At 71.4% G+C, this 16,714-nt stretch carries 15 protein-coding genes; 5 read left to right on the top strand and 10 right to left on the bottom strand.

Features of this window, described 5'->3' with window-relative positions; genetic code table 11:
• Nucleotides 1-157: 157 nt before the first annotated feature.
• Nucleotides 158-550: a hypothetical protein gene (locus tag ACLJQF_RS27575; RefSeq protein ID WP_410612869.1), complete on the bottom strand. Its 393-nt coding sequence runs from the start codon at nucleotides 548-550 to the stop codon at nucleotides 158-160.
• A 354-nt stretch (nucleotides 551-904) separates the two neighbouring features.
• Between ACLJQF_RS27575 and ACLJQF_RS27570 the strand changes: the two genes are divergently transcribed.
• Complete coding sequence (locus ACLJQF_RS27570) at nucleotides 905-1,555, top strand: DUF3558 family protein (RefSeq protein WP_410612867.1); 651 nt, start codon at nucleotides 905-907, stop codon at nucleotides 1,553-1,555.
• A 750-nt stretch (nucleotides 1,556-2,305) separates the two neighbouring features.
• Here ACLJQF_RS27570 and ACLJQF_RS27565 read toward each other — a convergent pair.
• Both ACLJQF_RS27565 and ACLJQF_RS27560 read right to left on the bottom strand, forming a co-directional pair.
• Nucleotides 2,306-2,971, bottom strand: coding sequence for a hypothetical protein (locus ACLJQF_RS27565; protein WP_410612865.1), 666 nt, complete (start codon nucleotides 2,969-2,971; stop codon nucleotides 2,306-2,308).
• Between the two features lie 87 nt (nucleotides 2,972-3,058).
• On the bottom strand, nucleotides 3,059-3,490 hold the full coding sequence (locus ACLJQF_RS27560) for an OsmC family peroxiredoxin (RefSeq protein ID WP_410612863.1): 432 nt from the start codon (nucleotides 3,488-3,490) through the stop codon (nucleotides 3,059-3,061).
• Nucleotides 3,491-3,832: 342 nt separating this feature from the next.
• On the opposite strand from ACLJQF_RS27560, the gene ACLJQF_RS27555 reads away from it, so the two are divergent.
• Nucleotides 3,833-4,165 (top strand): DUF6355 family natural product biosynthesis protein, encoded by a 333-nt coding sequence (locus ACLJQF_RS27555; RefSeq protein ID WP_410612861.1) that lies wholly within the window; start codon nucleotides 3,833-3,835, stop codon nucleotides 4,163-4,165.
• Between the two features lie 232 nt (nucleotides 4,166-4,397).
• Nucleotides 4,398-6,887 carry an ATP-binding protein gene (locus ACLJQF_RS27550; protein WP_410612859.1) on the top strand — a complete coding sequence of 830 codons (2,490 nt, stop codon included), beginning with the start codon at nucleotides 4,398-4,400 and terminating at the stop codon, nucleotides 6,885-6,887.
• Between the two features lie 33 nt (nucleotides 6,888-6,920).
• Here ACLJQF_RS27550 and ACLJQF_RS27545 read toward each other — a convergent pair whose 3' ends face one another.
• The gene (locus ACLJQF_RS27545; RefSeq protein WP_410612857.1) at nucleotides 6,921-8,186 is read right to left on the bottom strand and encodes a hypothetical protein; all 1,266 of its coding nucleotides are present in this window, start codon (nucleotides 8,184-8,186) and stop codon (nucleotides 6,921-6,923) included.
• Nucleotides 8,183-9,415, bottom strand: coding sequence for a cytochrome P450 (locus ACLJQF_RS27540; protein ID WP_410612855.1), 1,233 nt, complete (start codon nucleotides 9,413-9,415; stop codon nucleotides 8,183-8,185). Before ACLJQF_RS27540 ends, ACLJQF_RS27545 begins: the two co-directional genes overlap by 4 nt.
• A 242-nt stretch (nucleotides 9,416-9,657) precedes the next feature.
• Here ACLJQF_RS27540 and ACLJQF_RS27535 point away from each other — a divergent pair, with 242 nt between their 5' ends.
• The gene (locus ACLJQF_RS27535; protein WP_410612853.1) at nucleotides 9,658-10,665 is read left to right on the top strand and encodes a TauD/TfdA family dioxygenase; all 1,008 of its coding nucleotides are present in this window, start codon (nucleotides 9,658-9,660) and stop codon (nucleotides 10,663-10,665) included.
• A 29-nt stretch (nucleotides 10,666-10,694) separates the two neighbouring features.
• Nucleotides 10,695-11,882, top strand: a complete 1,188-nt coding sequence (locus ACLJQF_RS27530) for a LeuA family protein (RefSeq protein ID WP_410612851.1) — start codon at nucleotides 10,695-10,697, stop codon at nucleotides 11,880-11,882.
• Here the strand turns inward: ACLJQF_RS27530 and ACLJQF_RS27525 are convergent.
• From ACLJQF_RS27525 to ACLJQF_RS27505, 5 genes are all read right to left on the bottom strand, one after another.
• Nucleotides 11,872-12,567, bottom strand: a complete 696-nt coding sequence (locus ACLJQF_RS27525) for a LuxR C-terminal-related transcriptional regulator (protein WP_410612849.1) — start codon at nucleotides 12,565-12,567, stop codon at nucleotides 11,872-11,874. The genes ACLJQF_RS27530 and ACLJQF_RS27525 overlap by 11 nt on opposite strands.
• A 106-nt stretch (nucleotides 12,568-12,673) precedes the next feature.
• Nucleotides 12,674-12,865 (bottom strand): MbtH family protein, encoded by a 192-nt coding sequence (locus ACLJQF_RS27520; RefSeq protein WP_410612847.1) that lies wholly within the window; start codon nucleotides 12,863-12,865, stop codon nucleotides 12,674-12,676.
• A 117-nt stretch (nucleotides 12,866-12,982) separates the two neighbouring features.
• Entirely contained in the window at nucleotides 12,983-13,357 is a 375-nt protein-coding gene (locus ACLJQF_RS27515; protein WP_410612845.1) for a nuclear transport factor 2 family protein, read from the bottom strand.
• The gene (locus ACLJQF_RS27510; protein WP_410612843.1) at nucleotides 13,354-14,973 is read right to left on the bottom strand and encodes a condensation domain-containing protein; all 1,620 of its coding nucleotides are present in this window, start codon (nucleotides 14,971-14,973) and stop codon (nucleotides 13,354-13,356) included. Before ACLJQF_RS27510 ends, ACLJQF_RS27515 begins: the two co-directional genes overlap by 4 nt.
• A complete protein-coding gene (locus ACLJQF_RS27505; RefSeq protein WP_410612841.1) occupies nucleotides 14,970-16,712 on the bottom strand; it encodes an amino acid adenylation domain-containing protein in 1,743 nt (580 codons plus the stop codon). Before ACLJQF_RS27505 ends, ACLJQF_RS27510 begins: the two co-directional genes overlap by 4 nt.
• Between the last annotated feature and the right edge of the window lie 2 nt (nucleotides 16,713-16,714).

Here is a 16,714-nt window from a genome sequence, read left to right as displayed (position 1 = left end):
TTCTCCTCGAAATGGATTCGATTACCGCCGCGGAAACAGGCATGACACCCTCGCGGAACGGCGCCGGATGCAACCACGCGATCAGTGGATCCGACAGCCCCGTCGATGCGGCACATCGTGTGCCGCCGCACAGTGTTCCAAGCGGTCACAAGGAATGTCAATACAAGGACGATGATCGGTAAACCGCCATGATTCTTTTCTCGACGAGCCCCCGGAACAAACGTGAAAGTTTCGAGCCGATTCGGCCGATGAGTCCAATCATTTGAACACAATGGGACGACCGCGAGGCGCGCTCGACTATCAGGGTTGCGGGTTTACTGTCAACGCCCGAGAGGGCACTACTTCGGGAGGATTTCCGGCCGACGATGTCCCGCTTTTGCCCGCTTTTGGCTACGGACGCGGCCAAGTCGGCGCCCGGTCGAGCCGCCGCCCATCGGGCCGCGAACACCGCTTCCGTCTCGGTGAGGTCCGGCAGCGGCACCGCCCGGACACCTTGCGCGGTGATGATCAGGGCGTCGGATCGGTAGCGGCTGGTGTTGACGACGATCACCGGTCCGGCGGCGGAGCCGTCTGCTCGCTCAAATGCACGACTGACAGCGGCCGTGTGCCCGCACTACACCACCACCGGCTCTACGACCCTCATCGACGCCGTCCCCCGCCACGAACGCGTCGACCTCATCGGCTGCGACCTGGCCAACGACGACGGATACGATCTCCGGCCTCACCCCCGCCGCCGAGGTCTTGACCTGCCCCTCGGCACGCGCCACCACCGACAACGACGGGCCCGCGAATTCCAAACCACGGAGGGCGATCGGTCGTCAATGCGCCGTCGAGGTAGGACGCCGATCGGCTAGGCTGCCCGAGCGGCGTGAGCGTGCGGCGACCCGCAGTTACAGTTGCCGGCGTGGTCGATCAGCCAGTCGGTAATGCGCGGTGCCCATCCGCAGGTCGTCGGGTCCGACGTCATGACCGACCGCCGCCCCTTCCGCACCGTCGCCGCCATGCTGGCGCTGGGCTTGGCCGCTGGCTGCGCACCCAGTCCCCCGCCGCGGCCGGCCGACCCACCGGTGTCCGTCCCGCCGGTCCCCGGCACCGGCCTGCCCGGGGCTGCCGATTCCAAACCGACCCGTGCGCCGCGGTCAGCGTCGCCCAGCTCAACGGCCTCGGCTTCACCGGCGGCGAACGCAGCGTCGACGGCCAACGATGCGTCACCAAGTTCGGGCCCGTTGCCCAGGTCATCGCCTCCAACCGCGGCAACAGCCTGCGTACCCTCTACCTCGAGCACGCCCGCGGCCACGACACCGGCAATCACTGGGAACCCATCACCGTCGACACCATCCACCCCGCCGTCATCGTCGCCATCGACGACAACATTCCCAGCAAACAAGCGGACGGCCCCCTCGGCTGCACCCTCGCCCTCGCCGCCGACAACACCACCCTCATTTACATCACCGCCGCCACCTACGACAAACCCGAAACCGGCCCCTGGCAACACGACCCCTGTGGCGCCGCACAGAAGATCGCCGAACTGACCGTTCACAACCTGAAGACCTGAATCTTGGCAGACCGCGAACACTGTCCGCGGCGGCTTCCCTGACCACGAGAAGAGCGCCAAAGCCCATCTCGAGGCCATGACCGACGTCGTCGCCGGACCGCTACGGCGGCCAGGTCGACGGCGTCCCTGCGGAACTGTTCGGGGTACTTCGACTTGCCTGACACGGGGACATCCTGCCCCAGACCGCCGTCTGGGATCAGGACGTCCGGTTCAAGGGGACAACCTCAGCGAGATGGAGAACGGCGCTTCGACCAGGATGGGCCGGAGCCGACGCCTTCGTCGATGACGTGCACGGTGATGCCGGATAGGTCATCGCCGTTGCGCAGCGCCGGTTCGGCAGCCCGGTTGGCAGGTCGTGCACGTTCTGGTGCTGCAGCAGGTGTCACTGCGGGCCCATTGGGCTCGCACTCCTGATTGTCAAGTCATTTCAACTATCCCTGAAAGCGTTGCCGTAGCAGATTACGTCTTGATACGTTGTCGACGTTCACATGACGCAGTGTCGGCAGGGGGAAGCGAATATGACCAGAATCAGGAAAGCGCTCTTCGGTGTCGTAGTTGTGACGGCTGCGGTGTCCAGCATTACATTGGTTGCCACGCCCGCATACGCGGAGGTGTGGAATTGTCGATCAGGGGCGGATCAGGCTGAAAACTGGGGTTTCGCCCTCTGTGAGTCCGGTTTCGGATCTTACAAGGTGCGCGTTACCTGCAATTCGGGGCATTGGCCGTACAGCAGGGAAATAGATGGCCCGGTCATCTACAAGGCGCAAGACGAATTTGCGATTTCCTCTGTTGTCTACGGTGAGCCGAATGGTTGCCATGTAGTGTCCGCGAAGGTGATTGTGCTCTAAGCTCTTGACGACGTCTACGACGGCGCAGGACCCCGAGCCCACAGCAGGCGCCGACCCGCCCGTCGGCCTGGACGGTGTAGGTCTGCAGCACGTGGTCGCAGCCCCGGCGGGTCGCCAGGTTCGCGGCCGTGGTCACCGCGCCGTCGGGGTACTCCGCGCGCACCGTGGGGTCCAGGGGCATCCAGGCGCTTTCGGTGATCCGCACCAGCTCGGCGTCCGCGCCCAACGCGCGCACGAGGGGGTGGGTGCGGATCGTGTCCGCGGTGACGGTGCGAGTGCGCCGCTGCTCGATCATGACCACGACCGGGATCCGCGCCCGCACGGCCGCGACGGCGGCGTGCACGACCCGGTCCACGGGCACGAACCGCGCGTGCTCGTCGCCGGTGCTGTAGTTGATCTCGGTCAGCCCGGCCCCGACCAGCTCGTCGAGCACCTCCTGGGCGCGCTTGGGTGTCGCCGCCCAGTGCGCGTTCGTCACCAGCCGGGTCGGCAGGCCGAGGTCGCGGGCGTGCGCCAGAGCGGCTATCAGGTCACGCCGGCGCAGCTCGGCTTCCCCGCCGGTGAACACGACGTTGGCGAAGCCGAGCCGGTGGCCCTCCCGGACGTATTGGCTGGTCAGGCCGTGGTGGCGCCGACCGGCGCCCCACGGCCCGGGTCAGCTCGCGAGACTCGCCTGCAGCGTCACCTCGGGCACGCCCGCGAGCGCGCGGCTGACCGCGCAGTTCGCCTTGGCCTGTTCGGCGTACTCCTGGAACTGCTTCTCGTCGACGCCGGCGACACGGCCCTGCGTGGTCAGCTCGATCTTGATGATGGTCGGCGCGCCGTCGACCGGGCGCAGGGTCACCGCCGCGTCCGTTTCGATCGACTCGGCCGGGAACCCTGCCCCGGCCAGCGCGCTCGCGAGCGCCATCGAGAAACAGGTCGCGTGTGCCGCGGCGATGAGCTGCTCGGGGTTCGCGCCGGGGCCGTCCTCGAAGCGGGACTTGTAGGTGACGCCCCCGCTGATGCTCCCGCCGCCTGCGGTGAACTGCCCGGACCCGGTGGGGATGTCGCCGTTCCAGTTCGCGTGGGCCTTCGAGACCGGCATGCGTCCTCCAGAGATCGTGATCGGGTGTCGGTGCCGAGTCAATCAGGCTCGCGCGGCACGCGCCAAACCGGATTCGCTCCTGCGCCGTGAACCGGTCACACGCAGGCCTCTCCGAGGTGATCGCCTTTCGCCGGCAACGGCCGAGCTGCCCGAGAGATGCGCACAATGTCCGCTGAATGACCTCCTGGCGCCCTCGACGCCGGATCCGGGGCAGGCCAAGAATGACATCGTCGCCCCGTCCTCGCCGGACGGTGCGGCCCAGAAAGATTGACCAGTGAAACAGCAGAAATTCTGACGCAACCGCGCGGTTGTGCCTCCACTCGTTCTCAGGGGAATCTGATCATGAGCAAGTCGGGAAGGTCACGTTCACTGACCATTTTCACTTTTATCGTCACACTGGGTGCGGCACTGTTCGCCGGTGGTCCAGCCGCCACCGCAGCCACGACCCATCCGGGGAGTTCAGCGATCCAACCAGCACAATTCACATGCGGTTATCACACGATCAACGGCTGGCCCTACTACGGCCACTGCGATGCACCGCCACGCACGGACATCGTCATCAACGTCTACAACTTTCTTGAAGGCGATCGAACAATGTGCGTGAAGCCGGGTCTCACGCGGCTCAAGCAATTCGACACCTACGCGGCCTACGCTGGTCGCCTGTGCTCGGCATAAGTCGAGGATCACAGCCGTTGTCCTCATGGTGACGCCAGGCTCCCCGGCCTCACCATGAGGCATCTGCACGCACAGCTCCGGGGAGGGCCTCGACCGGAGCACCGGGTGGCGATGGCACCCGCCGCCTGATTCACGGAAACCGGATACCGGCGGAGAAACTGTGGCATAGTCGCCTCGTTCGCGAAGAGCGCGTGCGGGGGGCTTGCCCATGTTGTCGAACACCGGCCGAGGCGTGAACCGGAGAGCGCCTTCCGAGGATCCGACGCTCGGTGTTCTGCTGCGCCGCTGGCGCGAGCGGGCGCTGCTGACCCAGGACCAGCTGGCCGAACGGGCCGGGTTGAACGTCCGGACCGTACGCCGGCTGGAAGCGGGGGAACCCTTGCGGCCGCGTAGTGCCTCCGTGCGGTCGCTGGCCGAAGCGCTCGACCTCGGTCCGGCCGAGCTGACGACGCTGACCCGCGCGGTCACCGGGGCACCGGAAACCCCGGCACCGCAAGGGGTCCGGCCTCGTCAGCTGCCGGCCGACGTCGATGGGTTCGTCGGCCGGGCTTCCGAGCTCGCCGCGTTGACCGGAATCCGGGCCGCGGACGCGGTGGCGGTCACCGCCATCGACGGCATGGCCGGGGTCGGCAAGACGGCGCTCGCCGTCCGGGCCGCCCACCGGCTGGCATCCCGTTACCCCGACGGACACCTGTTCGTCGACCTGCACGGCCACACCCGGACCACCGCCGCGGCGGATCCCGCCGATCTCCTCGCCCGTCTGCTGGGTGCCCTCGGTGTGGAAGGCGAGTCGATTCCCCTGCACGCCGACGACCGCGCGGCGCTGTACCGCAGCGTGCTGGCGGACCGGCGGATGCTCATCGTCCTGGACAACGCCGCCGACGAGGGGCAGGTCCGGCCGCTGCTGCCCGGCACGGGAGGGTGCCGGGTGCTGATCACGAGCCGCCGGCGGCTGATCGGCCTGACCGGCGCGAGGATCGTGTCCGTGGACGTCCTCCCCCAGCCGGAGGCGATCGCGCTGTTCGCCGCCTCCGCCGGGCGCGAGCGCGTCGCGGACGCGGCACCCGGGTCACTGTCCGAACTCGCCCGCTGCTGCGGACGGCTGCCGCTGGCCGTGCGCCTGGCCGCGGCACGGCTGAAAGCCCACCCGGCTTGGACCGTCGAGTACCTGCTGCAGCGGCTGCGGGAGGGTTGGCCGCTCGGTGAGCTGTACGGCGGGCAGCACAGCGTCACCACCGCGCTCGACCTGTCGTACCGGGACCTGCCTCCGCCGCTGGCTCGCGGGTACCGCCTGCTGGGCCTGCACCCCGGCGCCCACATCACGCCGGAGGCCGCCGCGGCCACGCTGGGCACCCCCGCCGCATCGGCGACGCTCGAGCAACTGCTCGAAGTGCACTTGCTGCAGGAGCCTGCGCCCGGTCACTACACCTTCCACGACCTGATCCGCGCCCACGCGGTGGCCGCTGCCGAAGCGGAGGAGCCGGAACCGGAACGCCGCGCCGCCCTCACCCGCCTGCTGGACCACTACAGCGAGAACGCGTCCGCGGCGATGGACCACCTGTACCCCTACGAAGCGGACACGCGCCCGCAACCGCCGCGCCGTCGAACCGCGGCACCGGCGGACCCGGCGGACTGGCTCGAGGCGGAACTGCCCAACCTGCTTCCGATCGCGCGGTTCGCCGCCGAAAACGGCTACCGCGAGCACGCTCGGCACCTCGCCGGCACCCTGCACCGGTGCCTGCGGACCCGGGGCCGGTACGCGGAGGCCGACGGCCTGCACCGGAAAGCACTGTCCGCGGCGCAGGCCGCCGGCGACCGCGTCAGCGAGGTGGAAGCGCTCGTCGGCCTCGCGGAGCTCGACAGCTTGCGGGGCAACCACGACCAAGCGGTCCGGAAAGCCGCGTGCGCACTGGAGATCGCCCGTGAGTCCGGGCATGGTGCGGGTGAGCTGCGAGCGCTGATCGGCCTCGGCTTCGCCCACCTCGAGCAGTTGGACCTCAAGCGGGCGGCCGAGCACTACCGGCAGGCGCTGGACACCGCCCGCGCGGCGGGCCACCGCACCGGAGAGCTGGACGCGCTGATCGGGTCCGGTCACGTCGGCCGCGCATTGGGCAACGAAGACAGCGCGGTCGCCGACCTGACCGAGGCACTGCGCATCGCGCGCGCGATCGGCCACCGCACCAGCGAAGCACGCGCGCTGATCGGTCTCGGCTACGTGCACCTGAAACGAGCCGAACTCGGGCCGGCGGCCGGCCGATTCGAACGCGCGCTGGAGCTGGCCCGCGCCACCGGTTACCGCGTGGGCGAGCTCAGCTGCCTCGCGGCTCTCGGCGACCTGCACCACCTCCAGGGCCGCCACGAGCCGGCCCGCCGGTGCTTCGAAGAGATCGCTGACCTGTCCCGGCGGATCGGCAACCGCAACTGGGAGTTCGAAGCCATCCACAGCCTCGGCCGACTGGACCACGCCGCCGGCCGGCCCGAGCAGGCCCTCGCCCGGCACGATCGAGCGCTCCGCCTCGCGGGGGAACTGAACCAGCCCGGCGACGAGGCCCGCGCCCACGACGGCCTCGCCCACGCCCACGACGCCCTGGGCCGGCCGGATCAGGCCCGCGACCACTGGGCTCGGGCACTGGCGCTGCTGACCGCACTCGGCATCACCGAGACGGATGAGCGAGGAGTGGACGTCGAGACGCTTCGCCGTCGCGTGGACCAGAAGCGATGACGGCCCAGGAATTCCCTTGATGGGGTTCTGTCGTCAACGCAGGAGCTCCGCCCCGGACAGGACCCGTACCGTGCCGCCGAAGTCGAACTCGTACCGGAGGCGGCCGGCCGCCGCCTCCACCAGCCGCATCATCGTGTGGTGGTCCGGGCAGGCGCCCCAGAGGATGTCGAGCTCGTTCGTGGTCACGCCGCCGGGGAGCCGCTCGCCGACCCGGGTGAAGCCGCGGTATCCGCTCACCCCGGGCATCGCCCGGACCTCGGCGGCGCCGTGCACCCCCAGGAACGTGCCGGCCAGGGTCGGCGCCAGCCCGTGCCGCTGGAAGTGCACACTGCCCGACGGCACCAGCTCGTCCACCGCAGACGGCTTCGCCAGCGCCAGCCGCGCCGCCAACCGCACCAGGTTCGCCCCGCAGGCCCGCCTGGCCAGCTCATGGACGTGGCCGCCCAGCCGGCCGTTGACCTCGATGATCCGGGGACCGCGGCCGGTCAGCTTGATCTCCGTGTGCGTCAGGCCGACGCGCACCCCCAGCGCCTGGACAGCGCGAGTGGTCAGGTCCAGCACCGCGGCCCGGTCGGCGGGATCCAGCAGGGCCGGCCAGAACTGCCCGGATTCCCGGAAGGGTGGCGTGAGCGGGAACTTTCCCGTGACGGCCAGGTGCGTCGTCCCCGCCGGCCCGGTGGCGCTCTCCACCGACACGTAGTCCCCGACCATTCCGGTGTCCCGGCCGCCCAGCAGCTCCTCCACGACGAGTTCCGGCGGATCGGGCACCGAGAGCAGGCGGGTCACCAGCGCACGCCCCTCGGCCGCGTCGTGCACCGCGTAGGTGTGCCGGCTTCCCTGTCCGTGGACGGGTTTGACGATCGCGGGCAGACCGGCTTCGGCGACCGCACGGGACCAGTCGCCGGCCCGGCGAAGCGGCACGCATGCCGTGTCGTCGGCCCCGGCCTCGCGCAACCGCGCACGTTGGGCGGCCTTGTCGGTCAGCAGCCTCACCGTCGCGGAGTCGTGGAACGGCAGGCCGAGCGCCTCGGCGAGCCGGGACGTGGTCACGAGCATGGGTTCGCTGAACGTGAGGATCGCCGAGGGTGCGTGCGCCCGCAGCACGGCCGCGTCCGTTCCGGTGTCACCCGTCAGGTCGACCACCCGCCCCAGGTGCCCCAGCATCCCGCGCACGCCGGCCACGTGCGAGGAGCCCGCGACCGCGAACACCACGTCCGCGAGCTCGCCGATCCCCAGTGCGATGTCCGACCCGGAAGCGGCGCCGCGGTCGTAGACGACGATGATCGCGGGCCGGCTCATGCCGCCGTCACCCGAAGCGGCACGCTCCCCGACCCGCGCACGAAGTTCGATCGCAGCGGAACCGGCACCCCGGCCGGCTCCACGGCGCCCACGAGCCGCCTGAACTCCGCGAAGAACACCTGCAACGTCGTCCGGGCGACGCTCGCGCCGAGGCAGTAGTGCGGCCCGAGGCCGAAGGCGATGTGCCGGTTCGGCCGCCTCCCGGCGTCGAACCGGAAGGGATCGGTGAACACCTCGGCATCCCGGTTCGCCGAGCCGACCCAGGCCACCACGGCCTCCCCGGCCTCGACGGTCCCGCCCGCCAGCTCGATCCGCCCGGTCGCGTGCCGCAGGAAGCTGCTCGCCGCCGACGTCCACCGCAGTCCTTCCTCGACCAGCCCGGGAACCAGACCCGGGTCCTCCACCACTGCCCGGTACAGGCCGGGCCGCTCGGCCAGGGCGGCGACTGTGCCGCTGATCGTGTGCGGTGTCGTGGCCGTCGCGCCGAGCAGGATGCTGTAGCAGTTCACGACCACTTCGTCGCGGCTGAGCCCGCCCGCGTCCGCCATGAGGTGGCCGACGAGACCATCCGTGCCGCGTGCGGTACGGCCGAGGTCGGCGAAGTACTCGAACAGGCTGTGGTGGGCGACGGCCAGGGTGACCTCCGGCCGCGCCACCCGGTAGGCCGGGTCCTCGGGCGCCGCCGCCATCCCGGTCCACCGGGTCAGGTCCGGCCAGTCCGCTTCCGGCAGCCCCAGCAGGGCCGCGGCCACCGCGACGGGAAGCACGGCGGTCTCCCCGGCGGCATCCCACGTGCCGCCCTCGGCCACCCCGTGCAGGACGCGGCGGACAGCCACGACGATCCGGTCCCGGAGCCGGGCCGCGGCCGTGCTGTTGAACCATCGCGCGAGGGGCCTGCGCAACCGCGTGTGCGCGGGCGGGTCCGAAGCCACCAGCATCACCCCCGCGGCGGTTTCCCGGCCGCCGAGCTGGGTGAGCAGGCTGCCGCGGGCGGACGTGAACTCGTCGTGCCCGGACAGCACCCGGCACACGTCCGCGTACCGGGTCACCGACCAGAAGGCCTTGCCGTCACCGAGATCCTGCCGGTGCAGGGGTGATCGGGCCCGCATCGCCGCCCACACCAGGTGCGGGTCGCCCGAGTGGAAAGCCGGGTCGGCCAGGTCGACCGCGGCCGGCTCGACGCCGGCGAGGTCGGCCGCCGTGGGCGCGGCGTCCACGATCACGGGCACGGCACCTCCACCGATCGTTCGACGGGACAACGGAACCTCTTTGTACGGGCCTGCCGGAGAGCCGGTCAAGGCGCGCGCACGAGGATCGCCACAGCGGATATCCCGTGCTCCACCCGCGGAGAAACCCGTCCCCCCGTGGACGAAGCGGGCCGGGACGGTTCAACCTTCAGCCGATGCCGGACCGGCCCGGTGCGGCCTAGCGTGGGTCACCCGCAACGGCGATCCGACAAACAGGCGGCGCGATGGACCCGATCTACACCTTCCGCGACGACGAGCGCGACCGGTTGGCCGCGGCACTGGCGACGGTGCCGGAAAACCCGTACAAGGACTACCCGGCGTTCTCGCGGTCGGTCGGCGAACTCGACGGCCACGACGCCGTGCCCGCCGGGTTCGCCGAGGCCTGCCGGATAATCCGGGACGAGCGGCGCTCGGGTGCCGCCGAGGCGCACGCCCTGCGCAACTGCCCGATGGACGCGGAGATCCCGGTGCTCGACCTCGACGATCCGGTCGGCAGCAAGTACGCCGCCAAGCACACGTTCGTCGGCGAGGCGTTCCTGGAACTGTTCTCGCGGCTCACCGGGACACCGCTGCTCGCGTACGCGACGAGGTTCAACGGGGACTTCTTCACCGATGTGGTGGCGCACAACAAGTACCGGGGGAAACAGACCGGTTTCACCGACGGCGATCTGGTTTTCCACAACGACCGCACGGCGCACCCGGTCCGCGCCGACCACATCACCTTGCTGGGCCTGCGCTGCCCGGAGCCGGACTTGGTCTACACCGGATTCGTCAGCGGCCGCACCCTGTCGGCGCGGCTGAGCGACGCCGAGCGGCGGGATCTGCGCGAGCCTTGGTACGTCACGCCGTTCGACGTGGTCTCCAAGGACGGCAACACCGCGCTGTCGGCCTCCGCACCTCACGCGATCATCGAGAACGACCACAGCTTCCGTTATCTGGACACGCATACGACGACCGCGCCGGACGCGCCCGCGCAAGCGAAGGACGCGGTGATCGCCCTGAAGAACGCGCTGGCGCGGGCGCCGAGGATGCGGCACCGCATCCGGGCCGGCGACCTGTTCACGTTCGCCAACCAGGACGGCCTGCACAACCGGGAGCAGATCGAGGTCGCCGACCCCGAGCTCGCCCGGGAACGCTGGCTGCTCAAGACCTACGCGTTCGCCGACGACCGCACCGCCGACCGGTACGCCCACGCGTGGGTGGACGGTGTCCGCGGCCGCGTGGGCGACTGAACGCGCGAAGAGGAACAGGAGGGACACCGATGCCGGACGCGGCCACTACTCGCCGGATCTCGGTGCTTGACACCACGCTGCGCGACGGCGAACAGGCACCGGGCAACGCGATGGACCCCACGGCCAAGCTGGAACTGGCCCTGCTGCTGGAAGGCATCGGCGTCGACTGCGTCGAGGTGGCCTTTCCGGCGTCTTCGCCCAGCGAGGTGGAAGCCACCCGGCTGGTGTCGAAAGCGTTGACCCGGGCCAGGTTCGCCACGTTCTGCCGGACCAGGCGCGCCGACGTCGAGGTCGCCGTGGATGCCGGTGGCGTGGCGAACCACGAAGTGCAGATGGTGGCCACCGGCAGCGACCTGCACCTGGAGCACAAGCGCGGGATCAGCCGCGCGGACTCGGTCGCCGAGATCGTCGACACCGTCACGTTCACCAAGTCCCTGGGGATCCGGCACATCTCCGTGGGCATCGAGGACGCCAGCCGGGGCGCCGACGACCTCCTGCACGCCCTCACCGACGCCGCCGTGGACAGCGGGGCGACCTGCGTCATCCTCGCCGACACCACCGGCTGCGCCACGCCGGAGGAGTTCGGCGAGATGGTGGCCAAGGTGCGGGAATGGGCGCCGCGGCCGGTGAAGCTGTCCCTGCACTGCCACCACGACTTCGGGCTGGCACTGGCCAACACGCTCGCCGGCCTGCGGGCGGGCGCGGACGAGGTCCAGGTGACATTGGGCGGCATCGGCGAGCGCAGCGGCAACACCGCGCTCGAGGAAGTCGCCGCGGTGCTGGCGTACAAGTCGGCCCAGTACGGCTGCCACACCGACATCGACCTCGCCCGGCTGTACCCCGCCTACGGGGTGTTGCGGCGGATCATCGGGCTGGCCGAACCCCGCAACAAGGCCATCTTCGGCGAGTACGCCTTCGCCACCGCCGCCGGCATCCACCAGCAGGGCATGCTGAGCAACCCGGTGACCTACGAGTACGTCGAGCCGGCCCGGTTCGGCAGGCAGCGCTCCCTGGTGGTGGGGCGGCATTCCGGCCGGACGGTGCTGCGCCACGTGCTGGCGCAGCTGGGAGTCGAGGCCGACGACGCCCTCGTGGACGAGCTGTACCGGGTGCACGTCGCGGAGCGCACCGGCGGCGACAGCGAGGACCTGTCGGTCATCCGCCGCCGGCTGGCGGCCGAACTGGCGGTCCGGCCCGCCGCGACCGTCACTGGCTGAGGGCGACGGCGTCCTTGACCATCAGCACCGCTTCCAGCCGGTTGCGGGCACCGAGCTTGGCCAGTGCGTGGGAAACGTGGCTCTTGATGGTCGCCGCGGACACCCCGCACCGCTTGGCCGCCTCGGCGGTCGACATCCCTTCCCCGAGCAGGGCGAGCACCTCCCGCTCCCGGTCGCTCAGGCGGCGCAGCACCGAGTACCACTTGCCGCCGTCGCGCGCGCCGGCGGGCCGCGGCCGTGGGAGGTGCATGGCCAGCAGTTCCGGGGACAGCACCATGTGGCCGCCCGCGACCGCGTGCACACCGCCCACGATCCCGGTCAGGTCCGGGTCCTTCACGAGGCAGCCGGTGACGCCCGCGGAGATCGCCGCCTCGACCGTGGCCCGGCTCCAGTCCACACCGATCAGCAGCACCCGGATGCCCCGGGCGATCAGCGCGGGCACCGGGTTGGCCCGCAGGCCCAGCGCGGTGAGGTCCACGACGACGACCTGGACGCGCGACAACGGCCATTCCCCGACCGGGGAATAACTGTCCAGCGCGGCGACCACGTCGAGCCGCTCACTGCGGCTGAGCACCGCGCACAGCACGCGCCGGGAAACCGGATCGTGCTCGGCGACCACGGTGCGGATGCCCGGCTCGTCCCGGGCCACCACCAGGTCCCACTCGGTCGACGTGCGTCCGGGCACCCGGACAGGTCCACTCCGCACGGCAGTGCGGTAGTCCTCGACGGCCACTACGCTCTTCCCTTCCCCCAGCTGCGGTTCCCGAGTGCCGTCCCCCCACTTCGGACTGTCATCCGGCTTTCGGATGCAGGTCCGCCCACTCGCGTTCCACGTAGTCCAGACAGTCCACCCGGGACGTCGCCGCCAGGACCGTCGCCCACCCGGCGGGTACCTCCGCGAACTCCGGCCAGAGCGAGTGTTCGCCGGCTTCGTTGCGCAGCACCAGGAAGCGTGCTTCGTTGTCGTCAAAAGGGTTCTGCATCCCTTGTCCCCCAGGCGATCACGTTCCGTCGGGCGGAAAGCTCCGACGAGGTCAGCTAACCACGAGATAGCTGCCAAGTCACGTGAAGAAAGAACTCGGCCTCACCCCCGGCGCGGGTCAGTGCCCGGCCGGCGGGTGCACGTAGGTCGTCCGCCGCACGATGCGGCCGGACCGGATGCGATAGGTCTCGGCGAACCGGACCTCCATCCGGGTCCCGTCCGTGGTCGTCCCGGTGAACACACCCCAGCAGGCGGCCGTGCCCGGTCCGGTGAGCAGGTGCTCGACCACGTGCCTGCCCTCCCGGATGGGACGCTCCTCCCGGTAGAAGCGGTCGATCCGCGGCAGCCCGGTCAGCGGGGCCGCGCCCGGCCGCTCCACCACGCAGTCCTCGGCGAGCACCGAGGGGATGTCGTCCCACCGCTGCCGGTCGATGATGTCCAGCAGGCCGGTGACGAGGGCGGACGTGGTCTGGTGCTCGATGGTCTCGGTCATGTCCATCCCTGGTCGTCGGCGACGTCCGCGGGCGGAACTCCCGCGGCCGAAAAGGGGGCGGCGGCGGCCGAACGCAGCGCATGCCCGAACAACCGGGCGAAGCGGGCCGCGGCGGCGGCCTCCAGGAGCGCCGGGTCGTAGGCGACCTCGACCTGGTCGCCGTCGGCGCGGCCGCCGAGCTCGAAGTCCACCCGCATCGGGAAGCTCGGCTTGCCCACGACCGACCACGCTCCCAGCCGCAGGCCGTCCAGTGCGTCGAGCTCGTCGTAGACGTGGAAGTGGGTGAAGTTGAACACCGCGTCGAAGGCGGGGCGGCCGAGCGCGCGCTCGAGGTGGGCCAGCGGGTAGGCATGGTGGGGCACCGACTCGCGCTCGGCGGTGTGCGCGGCCTCGGCCAGGGCGGCCCACGTCGTGGCGAGCCGGTCCGCACGCACCGGCACCGTGTTGAGGAACAGGCCCACCACGAGGTCCGAGCCCGGCACCGCGGGCCGGGTGTTGACCACGACGCCGGTGACCACGTCGTGGTCCCGGCCGGCGAGGCCGCCCAGTGCCCACTGGTGCGCGGCGAGCGCGAGTGCCTTGACCGGCACCCGGATGCGCGCCGCGGCGTCCCGCAGCCCGGCGGCCAAGCCGGCGGGCAGCCGCCACCGGACGGACTGCTCCGCGTTGGCCGCGCCCGCGAACCGCCCGCGGTCGAACAGCAGCGGCGGGACGTCCGCGCGGGCCCCCCAGAAGGCCGCCGACCCGGCGTCCGCGATCGCGCGCTGTTCGGCTTCGGCATGCCGCCGGTGGACCGCTTCCGGAGGAACGGGCAGCGCGGGGACCGAGTCGGTCGCCGCCGCGTGGTAGAGCGTGAGCAGGTCGACGACGAGCCGTCCGTAGCTCCACCCGTCGACGATCGCGTGGTGCACCACCAGCGTGACCCGGAACGACCCCGGCCCGCGGCGCACGTGGCAGCGCGCGAGCGGCGCGGTGCGCCAGTCGATCGGCAGGTGCTTCCGCCACGCCGGGTCCGCGGGGTCTTCGCCGGCGTCCACCACGCTGACCGGCACCGCCCGGGGCTCGTCCCACACCACCCGGGCCGGCGCGGAGTAGCTGCCGAGGTCGAAGGACGACCGCAGGGCCGGGTGCCGGGCGCACAGGCCGGTGAGCGCCGCGCCGAACAGGTCCTCGTCGAACGGCAGGCCCACCTCGAACCCGATCGCCGAGTGATACAGCTCGGGGTCGCCGCTGCTGTCGCAGAGGTAGATCATGCCCAGCGGCAGCTCACCCGCCGTGAGCAGTTCGGCCACCCCGGCCGGGGCGAGGGCGAGGTCCACGGGCGGGAGAACACCGGCCTGCCGCGGCAGGTCGTCGATGCCGTCGAGGTCGTCGAGCCGGTCGTGGGCACCGGCCGACAGGTGGGCCGCGAGATCGGCCGCGACGGGGTGCCGCAACAGGTCGAGCAACGTCAGGTCGATCCCGCGCTCGGAGGCGTCCGCCACGACGCGCAGCGCGATCAGCGAGTCACCGCCCATGGCGAAGAAGTCGTCGCCGGGGCCGATCGGCTGTCCCAGCCGTCCGGTGAGGACCGCGCACAGTTCGGCGGTCAGGCCGGTCGTCGTCCAGGTCGTCATCGCCGCACCGTCCCGGTCCGGTCGTGGGCGTCCACCAGCCTGGCCAGTCCGGCCGGGGTCGGATCGAGGTAGAAGTCCAGCGGGGAGATGTGCACCCCGTACCGGGCACGGAGGTGCTCGACCAGGCCGACGGCAAGCAGCGAGTGGCCGCCGAGCTCGAAGAAGTCGTCGTCCGCGCCGATCCCGCCGATCCCCAGCCGCTCCGACCAGAGCGCGACCACCGCGTGTTCCCCGGGGGTGGCGGGCGCCCGGTACTCGGCGTTCACCTCGGGCCTGGCCCGCGTGCCCAGCGCGCCGAGAGCGGCCCGGTCGACCTTGCCGTTGGCGCTCAGCGGCAAGGCGTCGAGGACGTGGATGCCGGCCGGCACGGCGTACTCCGGCAGCCGGGCCACCAGCCATTCCCGCAGCTGGGGTACGGACGCGCCGGTCACGGCGTACCCGGCGAGCGAGCGGCCCGTGGCGCCGTCCTCGACGAGCACCACGGCCTGGGACACGGCGGGATGCCCGGCGAGCACCGCGGTCACTTCGTCCACCTCCACGCGGAAGCCGCGGATCTTGACCTGGCCGTCGCGCCGGCCCAGGAACTCGAGGGCACCGTCCGGCCGCCGGCGCGCCAGATCCCCGGTGCGGTACATCCGCGCTCCCGGCCGGACGGCGAAGGGGTTGGCGACGAACCGCGCCGCCGTCTCCGCCGGCCTGCCCGCATAGCCGTGGGCGAGGCCCAGGCCGTCGGTGTACAGCTCCCCGGTCTCGCCGTCGGGCACCGGGCGCAACCGCTCGTCGAGCAGGTGCACGCCGGTGCCGTGGACGGCCCGGCCGATCGGCACCGGGCCGTCCAGCGGCTCGTGGACCGGGTGGCAGCAGGTGAACGTCGTGTTCTCCGTCGGGCCGTAGCCGTTGACCACGACACAGCCGGGAAGCTGCCGCAGCGCGGTGTTCACGTCGGCCGGATCGAGGACGTCCCCGCCCGCCAGCAGGTAACGCAGGTCGCGCAACCGGTCCAGGCCCGCGCCGGCGGCCTCGTGGAACAGCCCGGCGGTCAGCCACAGGACACTGGCGCGCGCGGCCGCCGCATAGTCGAGCAGATCGGCGATCGCGGTGGTTTCCGCGGGGACGACCGCAAGCGTGGCGCCGGTCAGCAGCGCACCCCAGATCTCGAGGGTGGAGGCGTCGAACGCGATGGGCGCGAACTGCAGCCACACGTCGTCCGGCCCGGTTTCGGCGATGGCGGGATCGGCCACGAGCCGCAGGACCGCGCGGTGCGGCACGCGCACGCCCTTCGGCCGGCCCGTCGAGCCCGAGGTGAACGCCACATAGGCGACCCGCTCGGGATCCGCGACGACTGCGGGGGCCGGCGCTCCGGTGGCCTCGGGGGCCTCAGGGGCTGCGGCGACCTCGTCGTCGAGCACCAGCCGGGCCCCGGCGTCGGCGAGCATGCCTTCGCGCACCGCGGCCGGATGGCGGTGGTCGAGACCCAGGTAAGCGGCGCCCACCTTGAGGATCGCCAGCAGGGCGGTGACGGCCTCGGCGGACCGGGCCATCCGCACGCCGACGACGTCGCCTGGGCGGGCTCCCCGGCCTCGCAGCGTGTCCGCGACCCGGTCGGAGGCCGCGTCCAGTTCCGCGTAGGTCAGCCGCACCTCACCCGCGCGCACGGCGACGCGGTCCGGGAACCGCCGGGCGATCACGGCGAACGCGCCGTCGACCGTGCCGGCCTCGACCGGGCTTGTCTTCACCATGG

The sequence above is a fragment of the Amycolatopsis sp. lyj-109 genome (assembly GCF_046548995.1).
Lineage (GTDB): Bacteria > Actinomycetota > Actinomycetes > Mycobacteriales > Pseudonocardiaceae > Amycolatopsis.
This window is presented reverse-complemented; position numbering and strand designations above follow the sequence as displayed.

Bases quoted from the DNA above. Each gene is read 5' to 3' on its own strand.
- ACLJQF_RS27505 (WP_410612841.1), bottom strand. From the start codon at position 16,712: ATGGTGAAGACAAGCCCGGTCGAGGCCGGCACGGTCGACGGCGCGTTC.
- ACLJQF_RS27560 (WP_410612863.1), bottom strand. From the start codon at position 3,490: ATGCCGGTCTCGAAGGCCCACGCGAACTGGAACGGCGACATCCCCACC.
- ACLJQF_RS27530 (WP_410612851.1), top strand. From the start codon at position 10,695: ATGCCGGACGCGGCCACTACTCGCCGGATCTCGGTGCTTGACACCACG.
- ACLJQF_RS27545 (WP_410612857.1), bottom strand. From the start codon at position 8,186: ATGAGCCGGCCCGCGATCATCGTCGTCTACGACCGCGGCGCCGCTTCC.
- ACLJQF_RS27535 (WP_410612853.1), top strand. From the start codon at position 9,658: ATGGACCCGATCTACACCTTCCGCGACGACGAGCGCGACCGGTTGGCC.
- ACLJQF_RS27515 (WP_410612845.1), bottom strand. From the start codon at position 13,357: ATGACCGAGACCATCGAGCACCAGACCACGTCCGCCCTCGTCACCGGC.
- ACLJQF_RS27510 (WP_410612843.1), bottom strand. From the start codon at position 14,973: ATGACGACCTGGACGACGACCGGCCTGACCGCCGAACTGTGCGCGGTC.
- ACLJQF_RS27520 (WP_410612847.1), bottom strand. From the start codon at position 12,865: ATGCAGAACCCTTTTGACGACAACGAAGCACGCTTCCTGGTGCTGCGC.
- ACLJQF_RS27555 (WP_410612861.1), top strand. From the start codon at position 3,833: ATGAGCAAGTCGGGAAGGTCACGTTCACTGACCATTTTCACTTTTATC.